Source organism: Cnuella takakiae, assembly GCF_001953305.1.
Taxonomy (GTDB): Bacteria; Bacteroidota; Bacteroidia; order Chitinophagales; family Chitinophagaceae; genus Flavisolibacter; species Flavisolibacter takakiae.
Window position 1 is genome coordinate 4,407,387 of sequence record NZ_MTFE01000010.1, and the last position, 25,265, is coordinate 4,432,651.

A 25,265-nucleotide genomic window follows, 5' to 3' on the forward strand; every position below is an offset into this window, starting at 1 on the left:
GTTTTTGGGTTTTACAGTTTAAGGTTAAAGGTTTCATTCACACACACTATTCCTGCTTCACTGCCTGTTGAACCATCCAACTTATGCAACCTTTCTAATCATCGTTAATCCATCCCGAAGGGGTAGCAACACATACTCGATGCCGGGTACCTGTTGCAGTTGTTCGTTGAAAGCCTGTATGGCCCTGGCATTCTTGCCTTTGATTTCGGGTTCCAATACCTGTCCGTGAAAGAGTGTATTGTCCACGAAAATAAAACCGTTTACCCGCACTTTGGGTAGAATTTCGGTTAAATAAGCCAGGTACCGGGTCTTGTCGGCATCTATGAAGACCAAATCCCACTCCTCCTCCAGTTCTCCAAGCTTTTCCATTGCATCACCTATATGCAGTTTTATCTGCTGGCGGTACGGGGAACGGTTGAAAAAGCCTAAAGCCGTCTGCGCATCGGTTTCCCTTAGTTCTAACGTATGCAGCTCGCCATCTATTGCCAACCCCTTGGCAAGGCAAAGTGCACTATAGCCCGTAAAGGTGCCAATCTCCAGCACCCGCCGCGGCCTGATCATACAGGAGATCATCTTCAGGAACTTGCCCTGTACCTTACCGCTGATCATATGCGCCTTGGGATGGTTGGCCACCGTGAAGGCATGCACTTCCTGCAACAGCTCGTCCTCCGGCGAAGAAAACCGTTCGGCGTATTGCAATACAATATCGGGAAGGATGTCCATGGGGTAATAGGTATTGGTGATTGGGTACTGGTGATTATTGCTTAGTGATTGGTGATTGGGTATTAGGAATTGACTACCAGCAATACCCAAAACCCATTTCCAAATACCTAATATCCAATACCTAAATCTCCTGCTTTCCTTTTCTAGAAATCAGCAAAAGGCCGGCGAAGGTAAGCAAGCCATTGATGAGGATCAACTCCAAACCAATTTCAAAATCTCCGAAAAGCGTTTTTTGGTATTTGTCGATGAAAAAACAAATGAGGGGAGCGGCTACCGCCACATAAGGTACCAGCCTGTCGGCAACCTGGCGTTTGGTAACCAGGCCAAACGTAAAAAGACCCAGCAGCGGCCCATAAGTGTACCCTGCCACTTTAAGGATTACCCCAATCATGCTGGAAGAATTGATCCATTTAAATACCATCACAAGGGCCAGGAAGATCAGGGCAAATACCAGGTGCACTGTTTTACGGGTACGTTTTTGCGCTTTTTCATCCAGGTCCTCGCGTCGTTTTAGGCCCAGTATATCAATACAGAAAGAAGAAGTAAGCGCGGTTATGGCGCCATCGGCAGATGGGAAAAGCGCCGAGATAAGGGCAATGATAAAAATGATGGAAATGATGGCCGGAATGCCTTCACCCAGGGCAATGGTGGGAAAAAGTTTGTCGGGAGCCGTAGTGATGCCCCGCTCGGCAGCATAGAGGTACAGCAGTCCACCCAGGAAAAGAAACAGCAGTACCACCGCAGCCTGTATGAAGGCAAAGCTCAGCATGTTCTTGCGCGAGTCGTGGAGGGTTTTTACACTGATGTTCTTTTGCATCATCTCCTGGTCCATACCCGTCATGGTGATGGTAATAAAAGCTCCCGCCAGCATTTGCTTCAGGAAGAACAGGCGGCTGGATGGGTCAAATACAAACATGCGGGTAAGTCCTTTTCCGGAAAGGGTCTGCAGGCCTTCTCCAAAGCTGATGTTGAGGGATTTGAGGATGTATATCACGCAAATTACCAGGCCCACCAGCATACAGGTGGTTTGCAGGGTATCGGTGTACACAATGGTTTTCACCCCGCCTTCAAAGGTGTACACCAATATCATAATGAGGATGATGAGTGTAGTCAGCCAGAAGGGCACCCCAAAAGAGGCAAGGATTGCTTCCTGGAGAATGGCCACCACCAGGTACAAACGGGCCGTAGCACCAAGCGTGCGGGACAGGATAAAGAAGGAAGCACCGGTTTTATAGGACACAAATCCCAAGCGGGTGCTCAGGTAATTATAGATGGATGTGAGATTGAGCCGGTAGTACAGCGGCAGCAGCACATAGGCAATAACAAAATAGCCCAGCACATAACCGATCACGATCTGGAAATAGGTAAATGCCTCAAAGCCGCCGGCAAAAGGTTTCCCTACCGCTCCCGGAACGCTCACAAAAGTTACCCCACTGAGCGAGGTACCGATCATGCCAAAAGCCACCAGCATCCAGTTGGAGCTTTTGTTGCCAATGAAGAAAGAATCGTTATTGGAGTTGCGCGAAGTAAACCAGGCCACCACCAGCAGGAGCAGGAAATAACCGATTACAAAGGAAAACAGCAGGGTTGCAGACATAGGCCGCAAAGTAAGGAATAAGCGGTTTAGTGTTTGGAGTTAGCGAATAGCGGGTTTTGTGTTTTTGTTTTTTGAAAAGTTTTGAAGTTGGCGGCGGTTCAGGCGGGTCATTCTATGTGTGCTTGCTTAGAATGTCATTCCGGTAACCAAAAAATAAAAACCAAAAACAACAAACACCAAACGCTCCTGCTTTCCCTTTTCTTTGCAAGCAAACAGATGAAAACCAATGGCATTTAATTCAATAGCAGTGTTTTGCGGTTCCAAGCCAGGCGCCAACCCGATGTATGCGGAACAGGCCAGCCAGTTGGGTGGCATCATGGCTGCCCGGGGCATTACCATGATTTATGGCGGTGGCAAAAATGGGTTGATGGGCAGCGTGGCCGATGCCTGCATGGCCGCCGGCGGTACCGTGCGGGGCATTATTCCCACCCGGCTGATTGAGTGGGAGGCACAGCATACGGGTATTTCAGAGCTTACCGTGGTGGAAAACATGCACCAGCGCAAACGCCTGATTTACGAACTCTGCGATGCAGCCATTGTGCTGCCGGGTGGCTTCGGCACCCTCGACGAACTCTATGAAGTGCTTACCTGGAATCAACTAGCCCTGCACGATAAAAAGGTATTTATCCTCAACACGGCTGGCTTTTACAACCACCTGATTGCCCATATGGAAATGCTGATGCGGGAGGGCTTTTTGCACAGCAATCTTTCCGAACAGGTAACGGTGCTGAACAGCCCGGAGGAAATTGCCCACTACTTTTAAATATAAAACCCCGCCTGAAGCGGGGTTTTATATTTAAGTTTTACCTGCTTTTTGCCTGCAATCGCCATTCAATTTAGCGCAGCGCTACCAGGGAGCTCAGCGGGTGTTTCAGGTTCTTATAATGCATCAGGTCTACCTTGATGGTGCCAACTGAAATAGGGCTTTCGATCCGAACGGGTATGCGGTTGGCATCATCCGACACCCAGATGGACATGTCCTCGCCACCATTAAAGGTTTGCCCCTTCAGCAGCAGTGGCTTTATTTTGATGGCCCTGAAAGTGCCGTAGCGGGTTTTTACCTTTTCGTATCCCACAAAGCGGATGTACATATTGTACACTTCATTATCGAGGTACATGCTGAATGGCACTTTATCGCCGGGCTTCATCCTCGAAAAATCAATATTGCGGGCGTAATAGATAGAAGAGATCACATCCTGCACATGGTGGGGCAGCTTTACCTTTCCTTTGCTGGAAACAGCCACCTTGTTGTCGTGGTCGAAAGTTACTTCTTCGTACTTGCGGTAATCGCCTTCCTGCACATTGCGGATAAATTTGACCGGGCGCTGGTTTTCAAGGTCATAATAGCTTTCGTACCGGTCGCGCACCTTGAAGATCCAGTCGTACCGCGAGTTGGTTACCCCCTCGCCTACCAGGTGGTACACGCTTTCGGGTCCCCCGTTTTTTTGCAAAGCGGAAAAAGTGGCACTACCCGCATTTACATAAAGGCCAATAACATTGTAGAAGACGGTATAGGATATCTTTTCTCCCGACTGGAAAGCCACCTCCTGTGCTGCCAGCGGCTGCAACAGTGCGGTGATCCCCACCAGCATTAAACATAAAATTCGCTTCATATCCTGTATTGAATTAACCCGAAACAAAGAGGCTCCGGGACATTTTAGTTACGAAACAACTGAAGAGCAGGTTTGGCTGCAACTCTAATAACGACATTAAGACCGCACTGCCGTGTTTTCGTTTAATAGACCAATCACAGCCGTATTTCGTTGCAATTCAGAGATCAAAGTTAATCGTACCGGCAGGCTAACACCACGGTATTTTCCCCCTTTAACTTCCAGTTGACAATACAAAGTAACAGCGCGACCAACCCATTAAAAGCACTTATACTACGAAACCATGTATAATGCGGATGAATGGAAGAAAGCAGCGGTTCAGTTGCCTGCAGCGGGGCATTTTAAAACAGTACCAATTGCCAGGGATACTTTAAAAGCCGAGGTTATAACCAAAATTGACGATGGGCCTGCGGCCATATGGCGCATCGGGGTCCTGGATAACATCATAAAAAGCCGATATGATGAGGGCATTTCGGCCGGTAGGCAACACAAGTCCGCCACCCAGCAGCAGGCTGGGCACCACCCTGGGATCGAAACGAAACTCCTGGTTGTTGATGAAGTCCTTGTCCTTTCCCCACACATAATTGGCTTCGGGTTGTACCTGTACCATGAACTGCGGTACTGGGTAAAACCGGCCAAATACATTCAGGCCACCCACACCCCTATTGGTTCGGTAAACGGTTTCGCCATTTACCCGGGTGCGGTCCGAAATGTACTGGAAATTAACCCCGCCACCGGCAGCAACCTTGTCGGTAAAGCGGTAACCTATCTGTGGCGAAATATTGACAAACGTATAAGTACCAAAAGAAAGCCCGAAGTTTCCCCCGGTGAACCAGCGGTTTTGCATGGGCTCGTCCTGTGCCTGCACAGCAACACCAACAAAAAGCAGGAAAAAACCAAGAATCAGGTTAAGGTGTTTCATAGGGTAAATCTACTGCATGGAATCGGAGTATTTCAAGGCAGGTATACCTCCGTTTTTACCAGCCCAAATTTCTTTTGTGCACACTTCCATTCTAAACGAAAAAGGTAAAGGCTTGGTTGGTGCTAAAAACAATGCGGCAATCCTTGGGATTGCCGCATTTACAAAATTTAAGCAGGTACTATTAAGCTGGGCTTAGTGACCCCATTTATTCTTAATTAAAAATCTTTCCTGCATTCAGGATGTTGTTGGGATCGAAAGCCTTCTTGATCTCACGGAACAAGCGGAACTGAGCTTCCCTGAACATGATATCCATAAAACCTTTTTGTACCAGTCCAATGCCGTGTTCACCGCTGATGGTACCACCCAGTTCGCGTACCAGTTCAAATAAAGCGCGGATAGCGGTTTGAATTTCCGGATCTTCCTGGCTGTTTTGGGTACCGGGCTTTTTGATGCGGATGTGGAGGTTGCCATCGCCGGCATGGCCATAACATACCGAATGGAAGTGGTACTGTTTTCCCAGTTCCTTTACCCCGTGAATGAGGGCGGGCAACTCGGCGCGGGGTACCACGGTATCTTCTTCGATGGTATAACCTTCCAGTTTTACGGCTTCAGCGGCACGGCGACGGAGTTTCCACAACTCTGCCTTTTGCTGGGCGTCATCGGCAAAATACACTTCACCGCCCTCATACTGCACCATCAATTCGGCAATGGCTTCCATTTCCTGCATCAGCACGTCCACGTTATTGCCATCCACTTCAATGATCAGGTGGGCGGCCGTATCTTCGGTAACAGCCACCACCGAAGCACCTACCATAGCGGCTGTAATCTTCAGTGCGTCAATTTCCACCAACTCCAGTGCACTGGGTGTAAAACCAGCGCGGAAGATGGCACTTACCGCCTCGCCGGCCTTTTCCAGGTTCTGGAAAGGCACCAGCATCAGCAGGTCGTATTTTGGCAGGGGAATCAATTTCAAAACGATCTTGGTGACAATACCCAAGGTTCCTTCCGATCCCACCATGAGCTGGGTAAGGTTGTAACCGGTAGAGTTTTTCAGCACATTGGCACCGGTCCAGATGATCTCACCCGTAGGCAGCACTACTTCCAGGTTGATCACGTAGTCTTTCACTACGCCATATTTTACTGCCTTTGGGCCACCGCTGTTTTCGGCAATATTGCCACCAATAAAGCAGGAACCTTTGGAGGAAGGGTCGGGTGGATAGAACAAACCTTTTTCTTTAACGGCGTCCTGCAATACCTCGGTGATCACACCAGGCTCGGTAGTTACCTGCAGGTTGCGCTCGTCTATTTCCAGGATGGTATTCAGGCGTTCCATGCTCAGCAACACGCCACCCAGGTGGGGCAATGCGCCGCCACTCAGGCCGGTACCGCCACCACGCGGTGTTACAGGAATGCCATACCTGTTGCAAATTTTCATGATGGCGCTGATCTCTTCCGGCGTACGGGGTTTGATCACCACGTCGGGCAAAAAGCTCAGGTGCTCGGTTTCATCATGGCTGTAATTATACAGTACTTCTTCATCCACAAATACATATTGAGCACCTACGATCTGGCGAAAAGTTTCCAATTGTTCCAAAACCGGAAGGGTTTGCGTGGCTGTAGTCATATTGATGGGGAAAATGATCTATGGCGAAGTTCGGGAAACCGCAGATTTGTACGATTATAATTGATAAAAAAGATACCTAATTATTGAAATTTTTCTAAAAACATGGGGCACATAACCGAAAAGAACAAAATTTATAGCCCAAAACCTAAACAAAACCCAACACATCGGCGCAAAGCTTTTTATTAGCTCATTCACCAACAACTGCCTATTTACCTAAAAAAACCTCCAGTCACAAAAACAAAAAGGCGTCCTTATCAGACGCCTCTTCTACAAATCATTTATTAACTATACACATCACTGGTTACATGTTTTTAAACGAAGGACAGATGGTTGCCCTCCTGTCGCCCTGCCACTTATTAAACACCCCTTGTTTTACCAGCGAAAACTCGAAGGCGCCACGGGTATTATTGAAATTGCGCAGGGTAGAGATGGTAGCGTCGTAACTGAAGGTAAAAGCATAGTCCTTATACCCCAGCCCGATCATGGGGATCACCGCTTCCTTGTGGCGGTAGTAGAGGCCACCGATCAACACATTCTCCCCATCGCCTGAAAGGTTGTAGTGCGCATTTGCACCCACCACTAACTGGCTCACCTTGGCCTGTGAAGTAAAGTATGCGTTGGGGTTGATGATCCACTGCTCGTTGAGCAAAAAGCTGCCATTCAAAAATGCAATATACCGGCGGGGCACCCGGTTGTCGATGGAGGGGCCTTCATTGTCAAAGAAGGATTCCCTTGGCTTATTGATGTGGTGCACCGAAAAGCCGGTATTCAGGTAAATTTTATCGGTCGGAAAATAGGCATAGTTCAAACCTGCCTGCAGATCGAGGTAACCTACGTTTGGACGGGCCAGAGAAACAGCTGTTGGCAGTTTATTATCAAAAAAGCGGCCGTCGAACTGGTCGGGAAACTTCAGGTTGGTAACATTGATCTGCTTGCTGGCGTACCCCACGTTAAAGCCCATACTCAACAGGCTGGCTAGGCCCAGCATCTGGTGGTAGGCTATGGAGCCATATACTTTATTGGAAGTAAGGTTGCCACTGCCGGCCACATCGCGCAGCATCACCGCACCAATACCCACCCAGCCATTCTGCATGCGGTCTTTCAGGATTTGCACATCGCCAAATGCGCTCATGGTTTTGTAGGGCACGGTCATCACCGACGACCATTGGTCGCGAAACTGGGCACCCAGCCGGTAGTCGCCATCGGGGATAAAACCCGTATTGGCAGGGTTGGTGGTGAGCGGCGAGTTGAAAAACTGGGAAAAATGCAGGTCCTGGGCCTTTGCCCCAAGCGCCAGCCCCAGCCCCAACAGCGCAATGAACGATTTTAAAATTGAGCTCATATCCAGTTCCTCCTTTATCTGATTAGGGTGATATCGCCTTTCTTCGACAGTTTGGTGCCATCAAAAAATTCAACATTCAGTGTGTAGGCATACACATCTGTAGGCAGCAGGGTGCCTTTGTATTTTCCATCCCAGCCTGTATTGCGGTCATTGGTCTCAAACACTTTTACACCCCAGCGGCTCCAGATGGTAAAGGTCATTTTGGCGATGCCAAAACCACGCACATAAACCACGCTGTTCACATCACCGCTGGTGGGGGTAAATGCCGTGGGCACATCGGCGGCAATACGCACCAAGGTTTCCACGGGCACACATACCGTATCGGAACAACCAACGGCATTGAACACAATCAAGCAGGCATTAAAGGTGCCGGTGCTGTTGTACTGGTGCTGCACCTGTCCGCCCACATTGGTTACCAGGCTGTCGCCATCACCAAAGAGCCACTTGTATTGCACCACATCGGATGAAACACTGGGCGAGAACGTAGTGGGTGTGTTAGGTGTAGGCGGTTGGGGCGATGTAGTGAAGTTTGCAGTGGGTACGCCTGCTACCGTTATGGTGGTAGTAGCCGTATCGAGCACATTACAGGTTGCCGAATCGGTAACCAGCAACCGCACGGTGTAGGTACCCGGAACGGTATAAAGATGAACCGGGCTGCTTTCTGTAGATGTTGCGCCATCGCCAAAACTCCACTGGAAGCTTTGCCCCCCTGCGGAAGTATTGTTGAATACAGCAGTATATGGCGCACAACCTGCACGTGGCGTTTCAAATGCGGCATCCACAAGGGCTGCAACCCGAAGGGTGCGCACTACCGAATCGCCGACATTACAGAAGTTGGAATCTACCAGGAACATACGGACGGTATAGGTGCCGGCATTGGCATAAGTATGGAAAAGCGGTTCGGTACCAGCCTTAACCCTTGGGGTATTGTCGCCAAAATCCCATTCAAACGAATTGGGGCCCAGCGGTATACCTGCCAGTCCTATGGATAGGTTATCGAAGCGGTAGCGGAAAGCTTCACAAGGCTCCAGCTTTACCGGGTTGAAATCAATCCGGGCCTGGTTTTCGGCTACCCGCACAGTCATAAAAGAAGTATCGCGGATATTACAGGTGCTGGAGTCGATGGCCACCAGCATCACCTGGAAGGTACCTACCCGGTTGAACGTATGCGCTACGGTAGGGATGGCGGTAGTTACCTGCGGCGAGCCATCGCCAAACTGCCACTCGTAGCTGAGGGCATTGCGCACTGTATCCAAAAAGTTAACGGTAAAAGGAACACAACCCACAATACTGTTGGACGTACCGGTGAGGCCAGCTTTTACCCCAGAACCTACACCCGAAAAGTTCATTTCAAATTTGATCATCCCCAGGTTACAACCTTTCGATGGGTTGGTTTCGGCCCATGCACCCGGTGTGGTGGGAAAAGGCACCGAACCCAGCTGGAGACAGTTGGCACACATAGCCTGATAGATCACGCCATTGCGGTCAAACCGGCTGGTACCGCCATCCACGTGGTCTGCACCACCGCCGCTTTGCCCGAAATAAGAACCGAACAGTTGGGCAGTAGCATTTTTGCGCAGCACAAAAAAGTAAAAATCGGCACCATCGGTGGTGGGCTGAATAGCATCGCCGGTGATAGGCAATCCACCGGTACCCGAATTGGGATAAGAATTACGCCCCAGCGATCCGCCCCAACCGGAAACATACACGTTTTCGCAGCGGTCTACCAGGAATGCAGTAGGTGAAATACTGGGTTCTGCAGCAGCCTTGCCAAATACTGTGGAGTAAACATAGGCCGACAGATCGGGTTGCAGTTTGGCTATAAACTGCTTGGCGCCGGCGTTATTATAAGTTGCATTTATGATCGGCCAGTTACCCGTTGTTTGCCCCATGATATAAGGAAAACCAAAACGGTCGAACTGGATACCATAGATCTGGTCGATGCCGGATGTACCGGCGTAGGTGGTGCGCAGCAGGTTACCGCCCGGTGTAAAAATGGCTACATAGCCATCGATATTGCCCTGGCTGCCAGGATAGATACTGCCACTGGTATTGCCCGGGAGGTTATTGCTGCCCGTGCCGCCGGCCACATAAATATTACCATCCATGGGGTTGATGGAAAGCACATAAGCCGCATCGTCGCCGGTACCACCAAAGAGGGTGCAAAACAGCACATCACCCAGGTCGGGAGTCATTTTTAATATTACTGCATCCTGGGAACCACTCAATGTTGTTTGCCCGGCATTGCGGGTAAACATATCGGCAGAGCGGCTGCTGGAAGCAACATAAACGTTGCCAGCGCCATCCAGGATCACTTCGCTGCGGCCATCGTCGCCGTAGTTGCGTTGCAGCGAGTTGGCGCCATCACGGCTGGCGTTGATATTCACGCCATCGTCGCCACGACCACCAATACGGCGCGAGCCTACCAGGCCAGTGCCGGTGGCATTGAGCTTGGTTACCACAATATCATATTGCTGGGCAGCACCGAAGTTGGCGCCAGTAGTCGGGTAGTTAACAGAATTGGTACGGCCCGCAATCACAAGGTTGCCTTGTGCATCCACGATCAGGCTGTGTGGCTGGTCATTGCCCGAGCCACCGATATAAGTAGCGTATGCCCGTTGGCTACCGTCGGGGGTCAATTTTATGATGGCAATATCGGAAGGAACAGGATTGCTGCCGCCGGCATAAGTTTGCTGGAAGGCACCCACAGATACGGGAAAGCCGCCTTCAAGGGCGATACCACCGCCGTAGAGCGAACCATCCGGACCATAAGTAGCGGTGAAACCCCAGTTGTCGCGGGTACTGCCACTCAGGGAGCAGAAGATAAGCGTGGGATCTATTACCAGCGGTTGTGCCCGGTCGTAATTGCGGATGTCGAACCGAACCGATTTGTTTTCCACGATGTATTTGTTGGCAATTTCCTTACGGCCTGCGGCCCCAGCCTGGTAGGTATAAGGCGCCATTTCCTTCAGGGTACCAACAGAAGTAGGGATCAGCAGCTCTTTGTTTTTCAGCAGCAGCTGCTCTACACCATCGTACTGCATTTTGATACGGGAAGGATCGCCACCGGGTTTTACAATCAGGTCATATTTCAGCCGTCCTTTCTCCGAGTAATACCGGATATCGATATTGGGATAGAGGTTCTCAATGGTAATACCCTGGTAGATTTTGCAATCAAAAGCCCATTTGGAAGGGTCATTACCGAGAATGTAGTTGTTGAAGGTTTTGATGGCCTTATCTGCTTTCAAGGCTGCTACCGGCGAGGCACCGGCAAAGGCAACACGGTAAGCATGCGACCGAAGGGTAAGGCCACCTGCCTTTACAGCTCCAGGCTTGCCACCTGGGTATTCTCTTCGGGGATCATCCTTATCGTTGCCATGGTTGTGCCCATGTACCAGGCTGGCCATTTCTTCCCAATCCTGCGGGTTGTGCTGCACAACGGTAAAGCCATTGTTGTGGATATAAATTTCACCTGCCGGCACTTCGGCCCTGAACCGGACAGAAGGATCCCACTGCCCCCGGTTTTCCACAAACTGTACGGCTTCATTGTACTGTCCCCAGGTCAGTAAAGTGGAGAGGCAGGCAATCAGGAGGCTAAATATGTAGCGCTTAGGTTTCAAGGTACTTTTGAAATTAACTTAATAATTCGGCAAATATTGCATAGCCTGGCATCCGCTCCTGTTTAGGAATTGCAAATCTTATCCTTTTGCCAAAACTTACCCGTACCCGCCACTAACCCGCAGCACAATAACAGCAAACTGGTACAAGCACAAATGAATAAATTATAGAATGACAGGGATAAAAAACCGGCGAACCGGCAGAACAGGTAAGGCGTTTCAGGGGGTATAGACCAGGACATCAGGAGATCTTGCTCCAAACGGTTTTCCCTTTCAAGGACATCAGGTATTGTTTCAACCGGATGTTCTCGGGGGCTTCCAGTTCGGCATCGGTGCTCACTATTCTTTCGGCGGCTTCTCTGGCCGCCTCCAAAATGGCTTTGTCTTTCAGCAGGTCGGCCAGCTTCAGGTTGAGGGCGCCGCTTTGGCGGGTTCCTTCAATATCACCGGGACCACGAATCTCCAGGTCTTTCTCTGCAATTTCAAAACCATTGTTGGTAGCCACCATGGTCTTGATTCGTTCCCGGGCATCATTACTCAATTTGGGCCCGGTCATCAGGATGCAATAGCTTTTTTCGGCACCCCGGCCTACCCTGCCCCGCAACTGGTGCAGTTGCGATAGACCAAATTTTTCCGCATTTTCAATCACCATCACCGAGGCATTGGGCACGTTCACACCCACTTCAATCACCGTGGTGGATACCATGATCTGCGTATCTCCGGTTACAAAACGTTGCATGTTCCACTCCTTCTGATCGGCGGGCTGGCGGCCGTGTACCATGCTGATCCAAAACTTAGGCTCAGGGAAGAATGCTTTTACATGCTCGTAGCCTTCCATTAGGTTCTCGTAATCCAGCTTGGCACTTTCCTCAATCAGCGGGAAAATGATATAAGCCTGACGGCCCTTGTCAATTTCCGTTCGGATAAAATCCATTACGCTCACCCGGTGATCATCATAACGATGAACCGTAGTAATTGGTTGGCGGCCGGGTGGCAATTCATCCATTACGCTATAATCCAGGTCGCCATAAGCCGTCATGGCCAGGGTACGGGGAATGGGTGTTGCGGTCATCACCAGCACATGCGGCGGGACGACTGCTTTTTTCCAAAGCCTTGCCCTTTGGGCTACGCCAAAACGGTGTTGTTCGTCGATCACCACCAGCCCCAGGCTTTTAAACTGCACTACTTCTTCTATCAGGGCATGGGTACCTACCAACAGGCTGATGGAGCCATCTGCCAGCTGGGGCAACAGCTTCTTTCGGGCAGCCGTCTTGGTAGACCCGGTAAGCAGGGCCACACCAATACTCATTTCCTTGAGCAGTGCGCTGATGGCGGCAAAGTGCTGTTGGGCCAGGATTTCGGTAGGCGCCATCAGGCATGCCTGGTAGCCGTTGTCGGCAGCAAGCAGCATGCTCAGCAACGCAACAATGGTTTTACCCGAGCCCACATCACCCTGAAGCAGGCGGTTCATCTGGTGGCCGGTGGCGGTATCCTGCCTGATTTCCTTGAGCACCCGCTTTTGGGCGCCGGTAAGCTGGAAGGGCAGGTGCTTGTTGTAAAAGTCGAGGAAATGATCGCCCACTTTGTCGAAGATCACGCCACGGGAGTAGGAATGCCTTTGCTGGCGCAACATGGCCAGCCTCAGTTGCGCAATAAACAACTCCTCGAACTTGAGGCGACGGATAGCGCCCTCATATTTTTCGGTACTGGTAGGAAAATGTACCTGCCGGTATGCTTCAAAACGAGGCGGGAAGCGGTAATGCTGGATCAGGTCATCCGGCAGGTTCTCGGGCAGATCGCGCTCCGATATCAGGTTGAACAGGCCAACCGAAAGGGTAGCAATCTGGCGGCCGCCCAACCCGCGGCTCTTCAGCTTTTCAGTAGTCGAGTATATAGGCTCCAGGAAATTCTTTACCGGAACGGCCTCGGTTGCACCCGCCTCTATTTCGGGGTGCACCATCTGGGGCTTGCCCATAAAAAAGCCCAGCTTACCAAAAACTACATAGGTGGAGCCTTCGTATAACGACTTCTGCACCCAGGTGAGGCCCTTGAACCAGGTAAGTTCAATGATGCCGGTTTCATCGCGGAGCTGAGCCACAAGGCGTTTGGCGCTCTTCTCCCCTATTATTTCGTACGAAAGCAGGCGGCCCTTTACCTGTGCAAACTCCACCGATGGGTTAAGTTCCACGATCCGGTGAATCCGCGTACGGTCGAGGTGGCGATAGGGGAAATGGTGCAGCAGGTCGTTGAACGTAAAAAGCCCCAGCTCTTTTTTGAGCAGTTCGGCCCGCTGGGGGCCAACCCCTTTCAGGTATTCAATGGGATGTGATAATATGGCTGCGGAAGGAGCGATGGCTAATTTCTTTAGCGCAAAATTAAGGGCCGGAAGCCTCCCATCCCAATATGCCGTTCAGCCTGTTGTTCTAAACCCGGTTTCAAGGCTCAGTAATTGGGCTCGGGGCCATCCTCTTCCTCATCTGCCTCGTTGGGCAGCTTCTCATCATTGCGCCCCATGGACCCCAAACCAGCAGCATGGGCATTGTCGATATGGGTATGCTGCTGGTTAGTTTGCAGGCTTCCGGCTTCTTGATGCCCTTCCTGCTCCTCCCCCTTTTCCTTAGGCCTGTTGTCCTGGTTCTGAGTACGGTTATCCATGATTATTTGTTTACATAAAAGATAAAAAACCGATACCACACCTTCCGCCACCGCTTGTTACCCCGCCCTGACAAAGGGCTGCGTGGAGAACTTTTGGCCCCTGTTTTGCCGTAATCCTGTAGTTTTAGCCTTTACTAACCATAAAATTTTGTGATATGGCAGAGATCCAACTTACCGCCTACAATGTAAAAACCAAAGAGAAGAATGTACCCATCCTGGACGCAGTGGTAACCAAAACCGCTAAAGGTGCTTACATGGTACAGGGCAACGACGGTAAAGGAAACAAACTCACCACCCTGTGTGGTGAAGAAAAGGCACTCGCCGCTATCAAAGCCGGCATTGCCAAACAAGGCTGGTAATTACCAACTGCTTGATAAAACTGCAAAAGGCGCCAATTGGCGCCTTTTGCTTTGATACAGATCCTCCATTTCTTCAAGAAATGGAGGATCTGAGTAGTATTAAAATGCTTTTACAGGCTGTGCTTCCGTTTTAGCCTGCTCGGGATACAACACGGCCTGCACATAGTTGTTCATATCCAAATATTGCTGCGCGGCCTGCTGCACGGCCTTGGCGGTAAGCGCATCTACCATGGCCTCGTACTGCAACAGCTTTTCCGGGTCGTTCCGGTCTATCCAGGCCCCCGACAGGTAGGACAACAGAAAGTCATTTTCCTGCAGGTTGGTACGGTACTGCTTGCGCCAGGTTTCTTTCACCTTGTCCAAATCTTTCTGTTCCGGCCCTTTTTGCTGCAGCTCGGTGATCAGGCCCTTGAGTGCTGCCGTGAGCTTGTCTACATTCTCGGGGCCGCAGGGCATACTGGCCGAAATGCTGTAATGCTCGTAGGGCCTGCGGATGATGGAGCCATAAAAGCCGCCGCCATAAATACCGCTCATCTCTTCTCTCAGTTTTTCGGTCACCCTAATGTTCAGCACTTCCAGCATGGCCCTGAAAGCGAGGTCCGCTTCGGGTGTATACCTGGTATCGCCGGCAAAGGTGAGGGTGATCAGGCTTTGAGGTTCCTTGCCCCTGCGGATGGCTGCATTCACTACGCCCCGCACCGGCCGCATGCCATTATCCTTATAAGCTATCTCCTCTTTTGTAGCAGGCAACGAACCCAGGTATTTTGCCAGCAGGGGCTTTACAGCAGCTTCATCCAGGTTGCCCACAAAAGTGAAATGCATGCCATTGGCATTGTCGAAAATGGTGTGATAGGCAGCCAGCACCCCATCCAGGCTCAGTTGGTTGTACAATTCCTCCGAGGGGAAATCGTTGGCCCAGGGGTGGTTGGCGTACAGGATCTTGGTAAGCGTGTCCTGGAAGAAAGCCCTTGGGTTTTGCTTGAGGAACTGCACCATGCTCTTTTCTTTCGACACAAAGGCATTGTACAAGCCCGCATCTTTCCGGGGCTGGGTAAAATACAGGTGCGCCAGTTGCAGGAAGGTTTCAAAATCCTTCACGTTGCTGACGCCTTCAATTCCTTCCTCGTGGTTGTTGATATAAGGCCTGATGGACACCGTTTTACCGGAAAGGAATTTCTGCAGGTCGGTGGGCGCCATATCCTTTACCCCCATGGCCGCAACAATGGATGCTGCGTTCTTTGCATTTTCTTTATTGGCCAGGTCAAATCGGTGGTAACCGCCATGCCGCCAGCCGTCCATCATTATCTGGTCGTTTTTGAAGGTGGTAGGTTTCAGTGTGACGGTAATGCCGTTGCTTAAAGCCAGTTCGGTGATACCCAGTCTGGCGTTCTTTGTTTCCTTTACAATGGTACCGGCTACCGGTTCCTGGTCCATCAGTTGTTTGGCCACCGCCTTTTCCTCGTAAGGGGTAACAGGCTTATTGGCGGCAACTACAACGGCATTCAGCAAACCCGCATTGTCGGGCAGTTGGTCCTTCATTTTTGCAGGTGCGGTGATGAGGGCAAAGGCATTATCGTTGGAGGGCATGCCCTTGGCAAATGCATTCACTTCTTCCAGCGTGATGGTGGGCAGCACATTTTGTACATACTTGTACCGGTCGGCAGGATCGAGCACAGGGCGGCCTTCGAGGAAATGTTGTACATAGCCCTGCACAATGCGGCCCGATTCCATTTTATCACGTTCCTTATTCATCTGCTCCACACCATTCATCAGGCTGGCCTTGGCTCTTTCCAGCTCCGCTGGCAGGAAACCGTACTTGCGGGCCCTTTCTGTTTCCAGCATCAGGGCATCTACAGCCTGCTGGGCGGTGCCGCCGGCCAGCACGGCAAAAGAGTTGAAGGCCCGGTAGCCCCTTACAAATGAGCCAAAGCTGGTAGCCGCAAACACAAAGGGCGGGTTTTCCTTTTGCGATAATTCATCCAGTCTTTGGTTGATCAGGGAAGTGGTGAGGTTTTCCACCATGTTCTTCCGGTAGTCGGCCCAGGTGGTCACTTTCTCGTCTGGCTTTACATAGTTGTACACCTGTAATATGGTATTGGTAGCTTCCTCGTCGGTGAGCACGAGGGCTTCGGGTGCCTTGCGGTTTTGTATGGGTATAATAGCCGGCCGCTTGGGTGCACCTGCCGGGTTTTTGGCTTTGCCAAAATGGGTTTTGATCTTTTGCTCGGCTACCGCGGGGTCGATATCGCCCACCACCATCACGGCCATCAACTCGGGGCGGTACCATTGTTTGTAAAAACGCTGCAGTGCCTCCGGTTTAAAATGTTGCAGGATGGAGTCTTTGCCAATGGGCAGGCGGCTGGCGTATTGGGAGCCGAAAAACAGTTTGGGAAAATACTGGCGGCTCATCCGCTCATTGGCGCCTTTGCGCAAACGCGACTCCTCCAGCACCACGCCCCTTTCCTTTTCAATCTCCGCCTTGTCCATCAGGTTGTTGAAAGCCCAGTCTTCCAGCACCATAAACCCTTTTTCAACCGTCTCGGGATTGTCGGAAGGAATGGGCAGGATGTATACCGTTTCATCAAAGGAAGTATAGGCGTTGAGGTCGGCGCCAAACTTTACGCCGGTCTTTTGCAGGTAGTTGACCAGTTCGTTTTTAGGAAAGTTCTTGGAGCCATTAAAACCCATGTGCTCCATGAAGTGGGCCAGCCCTTGCTGGTCCTCATCTTCCAGCACCGAGCCAGTATTAACTACCAGCCGGAGTTCTACTTTCTTTTCAGGCTTTGGGTTCTTTTGGATGTAGTAGGTAAGCCCGTTGGACAGCTTGCCCACCTTTACCCGGCCATCCATGGGTATGGGCGATTGTGGATTGAACTGTGCACATAAAGCGGTACTGAACAGCCAGCCGCAAAAGGTTAGCAGTAATTGGTTTCTTTTCATTTGTTGCAGTTGTTGGGTGATGTTGCATTAAGATAATCATCATTATGTATAATAAGTTGACCCTTATGGATAATTATTGCAACCTTAAACTCCCCTTTTTACTGCCTGAAAACAACCCGTTGGCGGCCACTGCTACCCTTCCGTTATTTTTACGGCAAATACCTATTCTTGAACCGACTTTTAGTAGCTGCTGCTTTATGGATTTCCGGATGGCATGCCGCACAGGCGCAGGCCCAACCGACTTCACTTACAACTGTTGATACTTCCCAACTTTCCATCCTGCACTGGCAACAGGCTGCCCTGCCTGTATTGATGACGGCTTATGGCATCGCCGCACCATCCATTGGTTTTTTACACAATGCCGATACCAAAACCAGCCAGCACTTTGCACCCGCTGCTGCAGGCCGCGGCAACTGGGACAGTTACCTGCGCTGGGCACCGGCAACGGGCATACTGGCACTGAAGGCTGCCGGGGTACAAACCACGCACACCCTAAGACAGCAGTTGCTGTTGCAGGCATCGGCACACCTCGTTATGGCAGGTGCGGTGTGGAGTGGCAAACAATTATTTAAACGAGAAAGACCCGACGGCTCAGGCAACAACAGTTTTCCTTCCGGGCACAGCGCTATTGCTTTTACCGGCGCCACCATTTGGCGGCTTGAGCTAAAGGAAACTCATCCCGTACTGAGTTGGGGCGGCTACCTGCTGGCCGGCATTACCGCTGCGCAAAGGGTACGGCACAACGAGCATTGGGTGAGTGATGTGGTGGGCGGCGCCGGTGTGGGCATTCTGTCGGCACAAGCGAGCTACTGGCTCTTGGAACGGTACCGGGCTGCGAGGATGAAAAAGCAGTTGCCCAGCTTTTATTGAAACAAAAGCAAAAAAAAACACGGAGTCACAGCGACAGGGAGGTACACAGTTTCTCTGTGATACTCCGTGTCAACATGTCTCCGTGGTTCCAAAAAACCTATGCGGCAACGCCCACTACCTGCTTGTGCATATGCTGCAGGAAACGCAGCAACTCGCCCATGCCTTTTACCGGCTCCACTACCAGCAAAAAGTTCTTACCCGATTGTTTCAGGCGGGCCTTGTTGGTGCCCGTTTGCACATAATCAAGTATAGCCTTAAAGGTATCCGATTCAAAATACGGCGAGTCGGGGCGGTTAATAAAGAAGCAACGCAGGGTATCGTCTTTCAACGACATTTTTTCAAAACCCAGCTCCACTGCCAGCTTGCGGCAGCGTACGGTGATAAAGAGGTCCTTAACAGGCTGGGGCACATCGCCAAAGCGGTCGTGGAGTTCGGCCTGCATGGCCTCCAGTTCTTCTTCCGTTTCGCAGTTGTCGAGGCGGGTGTATAGAGAAAGGCGCTCCGTGATATTCTCCACGTAGCTATCCGGGATCAGGATCTCCAGGTCGGTATCGATGGTACAGTCCTGCACGAAATCATCCTGCTTGGAAATTTCCTCTTTGAACAGGTCTTTGAACTGGGTGCGCTTCAGTTCGCGGATAGCTTCGTTCAATACTTTCTGGTACATCTCAAAACCGATCTCCGCCATAAAACCACTTTGCTCACCACCCAGCAGGTTACCGGCACCACGGATGTCCAAATCGCGCATGGCGATCTGGAAACCGGAGCCCAGTTCCGAGTGCTGCTCCAGGGTCTGGAGGCGCTTGCGGCTGTCGTTGGGAAGGGTGCTCATGGGCGGCGCCAACAGGTAACAGAAGGCCTTCTTGTTGCTGCGGCCTACGCGGCCCCGCAATTGGTGCAGGTCGCTCAGGCCAAACTGGTGCGCGTTGTTGATGATAATGGTATTGACGTTCGGAATGTCCACACCGCTTTCTACGATATTGGTACACACCAGCACATCGTATTTCTTATCAATAAAATCGAGGATATGCTCTTCCAGCTCGTGGCCTTCCATTTGGCCATGGGCAAAACCAACGGACAGGTCGGGGCACAAACCCTGTATGAGCGAAGCCATTTCCGGCAAACCGTTTACCCGGTTATGGATAAAGAATACCTGCCCGCCCCTTTCGGTTTCAAAGTAAATGGCATCACGGATAAAATCTTCCTGGAACACCTTTACCTCTGTTTGAATGGGCTGGCGGTTGGGCGGTGGCGTGTTGATGATGCTTAGATCGCGGGCACCCATCAGCGAAAACTGCAGGGTACGCGGAATGGGCGTTGCCGTAAGCGTCAGTGCATCCACGTTGGTGCGGAAGGTCTTGATCTTTTCCTTGTGGGCTACGCCAAACTTCTGCTCCTCATCCACGATGAGCAGGCCGAGGTCTTTGAACTGTACATCTTTGGCCAGGATGGCATGCGTACCCACCAGGATATCGATCTTGCCTTCCTTCAACTTTTGGAGGGTTTCCTTTTTCTCCTTGCTCGTTTTAAAACGGTTGATAAAATCCACCGTCACGGGGAAATCTTTCAGGCGGTCCTTAAAGGTTTTGTAGTGCTGGAAAGCCAGGATGGTAGTAGGCACCAGCACGGCGGCCTGCTTGCCGTCGAGACAGGTTTTGAAGGCGGCACGAACGGCCACTTCCGTTTTACCAAAACCCACGTCACCGCACACCAGGCGGTCCATGGGCGAAAGCGATTCCATGTCCTTCTTCACATCAGCAATGGCCTTGCTCTGGTCGGGCGTGTCCTCGTAAATAAAGGAAGCCTCCAGCTCGGTGTACATATAGTTGTCCGGGCTGTGTTTGAAGCCTTCCTGCGCCTTACGGGCGGCGTATAATTTAATCAGGTCAAAGGCAATTTCTTTAACCTTGGCCTTGGTCTTGTCCTTGAGTTTTGTCCAGGCATCGGAACCCAGTTTGTTTACCTTGGGTACGGAACCTTCCTTGCCCGTGTACTTGGCAATTTTGTGGAGCGAGTTGATGTTTACATACAGGATATCGCTGTCCTTATAAATAAGGCGCACGGCTTCCTGCATGCGGCCGCCCACTTCTATTTTCTGCAGGCCGCTGTACACGCCTACCCCATGGTCGATATGCGTTACGAAATCGCCGGGCGATAGTTCGCGGAGGGCCCGCAGCGTGAGCGCCTTATTCTTGTTGTAGGCCTGCTTTACCTTGTACTTGTGGTAGCGCTGGAAAATCTGGTGGTCGGTATAACAAACCACTTTCAGGTCTTCATCGATAAAGCCTTCGTGGATGGCCGTGGCAATGGGCTGAAAAGTAATCTCCTCTTTAAGGTCGGTGAAGATGCTGTAAAGCCGCTCCAGCTGCTTGGGATTTTCGGCAAACAGGTTAAGCTGAAACCCTTTGCTTTCCCAGCTTTTTAGGTCGGCCATCAGCATATCAAACTGCCGGTTGAAAGCGGGCTGCGGGCGGGTGTTGAACACAACGGCCCCTCCCCGGCCCTCCCCGGTGGGGAGGGAGGAAGGCGAAGACCCAAAATGGACTTTATGACGTTCTTCAAGCTGGGCTACCCATTCTTTTGCAGTAGTAAATTCATCAAGGGTAACATTGGGTTTTATATGGGCGACATCTTCCTCTTCCTGCGGACGCCTGCCTTTACCTCCCCCTCCACCGGAGGGGGCCGGGGGGAGGCTTTGCAGTTCCTTTTGTAGTTCGATAAAAAACTGGAGGTTCTCTTCTTCCAACTCCAACCTTTCCTTTACCAAATCGGCATCCTGCATCCATACAACGGTGTTCTCGGGCAGGAACTCCAGCAGGGACACTTTATCCTCGTCTTCAAACTGCGTATCCACATTGGGAATGATGCTTACCTGCAAAAGCCTCCGCTCCGACAATTGGGTCTCCGGGTCGATGATGCGGATAGAATCTACATCGTTGCCAAAGAGCTCAATCCGGTATGGTTTTTCATTACCAAAGGAGTAGATATCGATGATCCCACCCCGTACTGCAAACTGACCAGGTTCGTAAACAAAATCTGTCCGCTCAAATCCGAATGAAACCAACTTTTCGAACAGTTCGTCCGTATTTATTACATCATTGGTCTTAACCTGGATAATGTTTTTGGCAATGGCCTTTGAAACGACCACCTTTTCGAACAAGGCTTCAGGATAGGTAACCAATGCGCCAACCCGTTGACCCGTTGGTGCCGAAAAGCGGGTAAGCGCTTCGGTACGCAACATCACATGCGAGGGGTTGAGCAGGCGGTAGTTCTTTCGGTTTTTGAAAGAAGAAGGAAAGTAAAAAATGTTGAGGGCGCCGGTGAGGTTTTCCAGTGTGTTGTGGAAATAGGCCGCATCTTCGGCATCGTTGCACACAAACACGTGGTTGAGCTGGCTGCAACTGGGATGCAGGAACGCCGCTGCCGCCACAAACTGTGTGGAACTGCCCTGAAGATTTTTTACGTAGATGTTTTGGGGGGCGGACATAGTAAGCCTGTCCGCTAAAGAAAAAAGACGGGGGGTATTGATCCAGCCGTTCAGTAAGTCCGCTGTCGTCATGAAGGTTGCAAAGATAGCCCGCGATTTTGACCATCTGCTGATGGAAACAATCCGGAACCTGTTTTATCGTTATTTTACCACACAAATACTTGTACATGCATTGGAAGCAGATTGCCGGGAGCATTATTACCGCGGCATTGTTGGGCAGTCCTTTCTTTTTTACCCGAACCTTACCTGAAACCCGTTCCCTTTCCGTTGGCAACTGGCAGCAAATAAAGGGCCTCAATGAGGCAGAGGATGAAGAGGAGGAAGCAGAGGAGCGCGCCGAATTTGGCAGGGAGCGCCTGGAGCATGAATTCAGGATGTTGCGCAACCCCATCACCGGCCGCATTCCGGCCGATTACCGCCAGATGGAACTAAAGATCGCAGCAATGATTCCTGCACGCAGGGCCGCACGCTATCCCTGGCTGAGCGGCATCGCAGGCATTGAAGGCAGCAATACAAACAACAACTATGTAAGCATTGGCCCCAACAACGTGGCTGGCCGTAGCCGTACCCTGGCATATGATCGCCGCAATACCAATATCCTGATCAGCGGCGGCACTACCGGCGGCATATTCCGCAGCACCAACGGGGGCGCCGACTGGACCTTTGTGGCGCCAGAAAACGATATCCGCAGCGTAACTTCCATTGTGCAGGATCCTACCGCACCGGACATCTGGTATTGCGGTACCGGCGAAGTGTACTACCCTACCTCGCAGGCCGATATCGCCGGCACTTTTGGTTATGGCATTTTTAAAAGCACCGACAATGGTGTCAACTGGACCAAGCTGACCGCAACCATCCAAAATGCCAGTGGCGCCACTACCAGCCAGAACCGCTTTGACAACAACTTCGACCTGGTACACCGCCTGGCCGTGCACCCCCTCACCGGGCATGTGTACGCAGCGGTGCACAACCGCATTATGCGCAGCACCGACAAAGGCACTACCTGGACTACCGTGCTGGGAGGCACCCAACCCAATAACGTGTTTGGTGGTCTTACCGAAATCTATATTCCCGCTAATGGCAACCGCATCTTTGCAGCCTTTAGTGGTGGGGGCCCCGACCAGGACAACCTGAACGCCGACCGCGGAGTAGCTGGTATCTGGCAAAGCGGTTCGGGCGATGCCAACGCATGGACCCGCATTGCGGGTGGCTCACAGGGGCAGACCGATTCGGTAGGTGGCTGGCGCCCCTGGGGACAGTGGGGCCGTATTGTGCTTACTTCCAACTCGGCAGGCAACCAGCTTTTTGTGCTGTATAAAAACGGGCAGGATGCCGAAAACGGCAATCCCGAAGCGGACCTTTTTCGTTGCAACCTGGCTGCAACCCTGCCCAACAGGGCTGCATGGACCAACCTGAGCGCCTGGGTACCCGACGAGCCCAACTTTGATGCGGCAGGGATCGACCCCTATACTACCCAGTTTGAGGGTTTCAACATGAGCATTGATGTAAAACCCAATAACGACAATATCATCTTTATTGGCGGCACCAACGTGCACCGCGTTCACCTCAACGAAACCGATCCCGCCCGCAAGTTCCGCCGCATAGGAGGTTATGGTGGCGGCTTTTTCCCAGGCGTACAAACGGCTGCCATTTACGATGGCCACCGCCAGAGCGAAGACTTTGATCCGCACCACCCCGACAACCATTATATCCTGCACATACCAGGTAATGACAATACCATTTATACGACATCGGATGGCGGCATTCACCGCTCTGCTACTACGGATATTGCCGATACGGTTAGATGGCGTGCACTTACCAACAACCTGCAAACCCTCCAGTATCAAAGCATCAATATCATTCCCGATCCTGAAGCTTCCTGGGTGATTGGCGGTGCACAGGATAACGGCACCCATGCAAACCTGGATGTACCGGCCAGCAAAGACCATATCCGCATTGGATCGGGTGATGGCGCGGCTGCTGCCATGTCGGACTTTACCAAAACAGGTAATAACTGGAAACAGGCCTGGTATTACAGCACGCCCAACGGTAATATTTACCGGAGCAATTTCGACTGGCGGGTTACCAACAATACCCTGGACTATGTAAACAATACCAATACGGAAATTACCCCCAACGGGCTGAACGATGAGGGGCAGTGGCTGACGCTTTTTGCCCTTGACCCCGACAGTACCAACCACCTGTATTATACCAACGAAAACCGCCTGTTCCGCACCAAAACCGCAAATGCGGTTACCAGCAATGGCTGGACGGAAATCACCGGCGTTCGGGGTACGGTTGCTGGCTCATCGAGTTTCTCGGCAATGGCTTTAAGCAAATTGTCAGGCAAACCCAATATCAACAACAAGCGGCTCTTCTTAGGTACCAGCAATGGCAAGGTTTACCGGCTGGACAGTGCCGATGTAAAGGGTCCTACCAACCGCCCCCTGGATATCACGCCTACCACCATGACCCCGGGTTCTTATGTTGCCGGTATTGCCGTCAACCCCCGCAATCCGGATACGGTGCTGGTAGTGGTTTCCAACTACGACGATGCCAACAATACCATCAGCAATATCTTCTGGACGGGCAATGCTACAGCCGCATCGCCCAACTGGCAGGTGATTGATGGCGCACTTGGCGCGGTATCATCGCAGAGCTGTGCCATCGTGGTAAAAAGCACCGGTGTTGAATATTATGTGGGTACTTCCATTGGCCTGTACAGCACTACTGCCATCAATGGCAACAGCACCAGTTGGTTCAATGAAGGATCGGGTATGTTAAAAACCGCCATCATCCGCTCCATGGTGGTACGCCCCGAAGACAATGTGCTGGTAATAGGCACCCATGGCAATGGCGCATTTTACACCGAAATAGGCAATCCTATTTCTTATGACGGCAGCCCGGTAGTTCCGGGAGGCTCCGGCTTTATTGCCTATGTAAGGCCAACTGTTACCAGTGGCAGCAATACCACCATCAACTATGCTGTAGGCAACAGCACCACGGTTACACGTATTTCAGTGCAGCTGTTCAATGGCCTTGGCCAGCAGGTGTTCCGTGAAGAAAGGGGCTACACCAATGGTACCCTGTACCTGGGCAACCTTGCCGCCGGGGTGTATTACCTGCGCATCATGAGCAGCGATGGCAAACAAAAATTTGTGCAAAGGGTGGTGCGCCAGTAACCGCAGATTTGTATGATTTTGAAGTGATTTGTATAATCTCCCTCTATAAAACAAAAGCCCTGCGCAATGCAGGGTTTTTGTTTTATAGAGGGCATTTTAGATCGGACCTTAATTACCTAAGAAAATAAAGAGGAAATAAGAACTGCCAAGCTCATACAAATCACTTCAAAATCGTTTGAATCCGCGGAAAATAATAAGGGCTGGTAGGAATACCAGCCCATTAAGCCTAAACCGTCCGACAAAAAATATGTTGAAGTTTTACTGTCTATTTTGCCAAGAAAACTTCAACTACTATGCCAATATGCTGGCTTAAGGGCTTTTACGATGAAAATCGCGT

General features: G+C 51.1%; 16 protein-coding genes. 5 read left to right on the plus strand and 11 right to left on the minus strand.

Going from position 1 to position 25,265, the window contains the following annotated elements:
- Positions 1 to 81 precede the first annotated feature (81 nt).
- A complete protein-coding gene (locus tag BUE76_RS18925) occupies positions 82 to 723 on the minus strand; it encodes an O-methyltransferase (RefSeq protein ID WP_073045614.1) in 642 nt (213 codons plus the stop codon).
- Positions 724 to 844: 121 nt separating this feature from the next.
- Positions 845 to 2,320, minus strand: coding sequence for a sodium:solute symporter (locus BUE76_RS18930; protein WP_073045613.1), 1,476 nt, complete (start codon positions 2,318 to 2,320; stop codon positions 845 to 847).
- Between the two features lie 226 nt (positions 2,321 to 2,546).
- Here BUE76_RS18930 and BUE76_RS18935 point away from each other — a divergent pair, with 226 nt between their 5' ends.
- Positions 2,547 to 3,083, plus strand: coding sequence for an LOG family protein (locus BUE76_RS18935; RefSeq protein WP_073045610.1), 537 nt, complete (start codon positions 2,547 to 2,549; stop codon positions 3,081 to 3,083).
- A gap of 73 nt (positions 3,084 to 3,156) precedes the next feature.
- On the opposite strand, the gene BUE76_RS18940 is transcribed toward BUE76_RS18935, so the two are convergent.
- Positions 3,157 to 3,933, minus strand: coding sequence for a DUF3108 domain-containing protein (locus BUE76_RS18940; RefSeq protein ID WP_073045607.1), 777 nt, complete (start codon positions 3,931 to 3,933; stop codon positions 3,157 to 3,159).
- A gap of 367 nt (positions 3,934 to 4,300) precedes the next feature.
- Positions 4,301 to 4,852, minus strand: a complete 552-nt coding sequence (locus BUE76_RS18945) for a hypothetical protein (RefSeq protein ID WP_073045605.1) — start codon at positions 4,850 to 4,852, stop codon at positions 4,301 to 4,303.
- 16 nt (positions 4,853 to 4,868) lie between these two features.
- On the opposite strand from BUE76_RS18945, the gene BUE76_RS18950 reads away from it, so the two are divergent.
- Positions 4,869 to 5,048 (plus strand): hypothetical protein, encoded by a 180-nt coding sequence (locus BUE76_RS18950; protein WP_073045602.1) that lies wholly within the window; start codon positions 4,869 to 4,871, stop codon positions 5,046 to 5,048.
- Positions 5,049 to 5,063: 15 nt separating this feature from the next.
- Here BUE76_RS18950 and BUE76_RS18955 read toward each other — a convergent pair whose 3' ends face one another.
- From BUE76_RS18955 to BUE76_RS18975, 5 genes are all read right to left on the minus strand, one after another.
- Positions 5,064 to 6,446 (minus strand): FAD-binding oxidoreductase, encoded by a 1,383-nt coding sequence (locus tag BUE76_RS18955; RefSeq protein ID WP_245798396.1) that lies wholly within the window; start codon positions 6,444 to 6,446, stop codon positions 5,064 to 5,066.
- A gap of 331 nt (positions 6,447 to 6,777) precedes the next feature.
- Positions 6,778 to 7,818 (minus strand): PorP/SprF family type IX secretion system membrane protein, encoded by a 1,041-nt coding sequence (locus BUE76_RS18960; RefSeq protein WP_073045597.1) that lies wholly within the window; start codon positions 7,816 to 7,818, stop codon positions 6,778 to 6,780.
- Between the two features lie 14 nt (positions 7,819 to 7,832).
- Entirely contained in the window at positions 7,833 to 11,438 is a 3,606-nt protein-coding gene (locus BUE76_RS18965) for a DUF7948 domain-containing protein (RefSeq protein ID WP_073045594.1), read from the minus strand.
- Positions 11,439 to 11,676: 238 nt separating this feature from the next.
- Entirely contained in the window at positions 11,677 to 13,788 is a 2,112-nt protein-coding gene (recG, locus tag BUE76_RS18970; RefSeq protein WP_083596627.1) for an ATP-dependent DNA helicase RecG, read from the minus strand.
- An 89-nt stretch (positions 13,789 to 13,877) separates the two neighbouring features.
- Positions 13,878 to 14,090 carry a hypothetical protein gene (locus BUE76_RS18975; RefSeq protein WP_073045588.1) on the minus strand — a complete coding sequence of 71 codons (213 nt, stop codon included), beginning with the start codon at positions 14,088 to 14,090 and terminating at the stop codon, positions 13,878 to 13,880.
- Between the two features lie 155 nt (positions 14,091 to 14,245).
- Here BUE76_RS18975 and BUE76_RS18980 point away from each other — a divergent pair, with 155 nt between their 5' ends.
- Entirely contained in the window at positions 14,246 to 14,449 is a 204-nt protein-coding gene (locus BUE76_RS18980) for a hypothetical protein (protein ID WP_073045585.1), read from the plus strand.
- A gap of 99 nt (positions 14,450 to 14,548) precedes the next feature.
- Here BUE76_RS18980 and BUE76_RS18985 read toward each other — a convergent pair whose 3' ends face one another.
- The gene (locus BUE76_RS18985) at positions 14,549 to 17,389 is read right to left on the minus strand and encodes a M16 family metallopeptidase (protein ID WP_073045582.1); all 2,841 of its coding nucleotides are present in this window, start codon (positions 17,387 to 17,389) and stop codon (positions 14,549 to 14,551) included.
- Positions 17,390 to 17,557: 168 nt separating this feature from the next.
- Between BUE76_RS18985 and BUE76_RS18990 the strand changes: the two genes are divergently transcribed.
- Complete coding sequence (locus BUE76_RS18990; RefSeq protein WP_073045580.1) at positions 17,558 to 18,259, plus strand: phosphatase PAP2 family protein; 702 nt, start codon at positions 17,558 to 17,560, stop codon at positions 18,257 to 18,259.
- A gap of 97 nt (positions 18,260 to 18,356) precedes the next feature.
- Here BUE76_RS18990 and mfd read toward each other — a convergent pair whose 3' ends face one another.
- Positions 18,357 to 21,818: a transcription-repair coupling factor gene (gene mfd / locus BUE76_RS18995; protein WP_073045578.1), complete on the minus strand. Its 3,462-nt coding sequence runs from the start codon at positions 21,816 to 21,818 to the stop codon at positions 18,357 to 18,359.
- Between the two features lie 95 nt (positions 21,819 to 21,913).
- On the opposite strand from mfd, the gene BUE76_RS19000 reads away from it, so the two are divergent.
- Positions 21,914 to 24,928 carry a T9SS type A sorting domain-containing protein gene (locus BUE76_RS19000; RefSeq protein WP_073045575.1) on the plus strand — a complete coding sequence of 1,005 codons (3,015 nt, stop codon included), beginning with the start codon at positions 21,914 to 21,916 and terminating at the stop codon, positions 24,926 to 24,928.
- Positions 24,929 to 25,265: the final 337 nt, after the last annotated feature.

Coding starts and splice junctions, on each gene's coding strand:
- BUE76_RS18980 (WP_073045585.1), top strand. CDS start 14,246: ATGGCAGAGATCCAACTTACCGCCTACAATGTAAAAACCAAAGAGAAG.
- BUE76_RS18985 (WP_073045582.1), bottom strand. CDS start 17,389: ATGAAAAGAAACCAATTACTGCTAACCTTTTGCGGCTGGCTGTTCAGT.
- mfd (WP_073045578.1), bottom strand. CDS start 21,818: ATGACGACAGCGGACTTACTGAACGGCTGGATCAATACCCCCCGTCTT.
- BUE76_RS18935 (WP_073045610.1), top strand. CDS start 2,547: ATGGCATTTAATTCAATAGCAGTGTTTTGCGGTTCCAAGCCAGGCGCC.
- BUE76_RS18950 (WP_073045602.1), top strand. CDS start 4,869: ATGGAATCGGAGTATTTCAAGGCAGGTATACCTCCGTTTTTACCAGCC.
- BUE76_RS18930 (WP_073045613.1), bottom strand. CDS start 2,320: ATGTCTGCAACCCTGCTGTTTTCCTTTGTAATCGGTTATTTCCTGCTC.
- BUE76_RS19000 (WP_073045575.1), top strand. CDS start 21,914: ATGCATTGGAAGCAGATTGCCGGGAGCATTATTACCGCGGCATTGTTG.
- BUE76_RS18960 (WP_073045597.1), bottom strand. CDS start 7,818: ATGAGCTCAATTTTAAAATCGTTCATTGCGCTGTTGGGGCTGGGGCTG.
- BUE76_RS18925 (WP_073045614.1), bottom strand. CDS start 723: ATGGACATCCTTCCCGATATTGTATTGCAATACGCCGAACGGTTTTCT.
- BUE76_RS18940 (WP_073045607.1), bottom strand. CDS start 3,933: ATGAAGCGAATTTTATGTTTAATGCTGGTGGGGATCACCGCACTGTTG.
- BUE76_RS18975 (WP_073045588.1), bottom strand. CDS start 14,090: ATGGATAACCGTACTCAGAACCAGGACAACAGGCCTAAGGAAAAGGGG.
- BUE76_RS18945 (WP_073045605.1), bottom strand. CDS start 4,852: ATGAAACACCTTAACCTGATTCTTGGTTTTTTCCTGCTTTTTGTTGGT.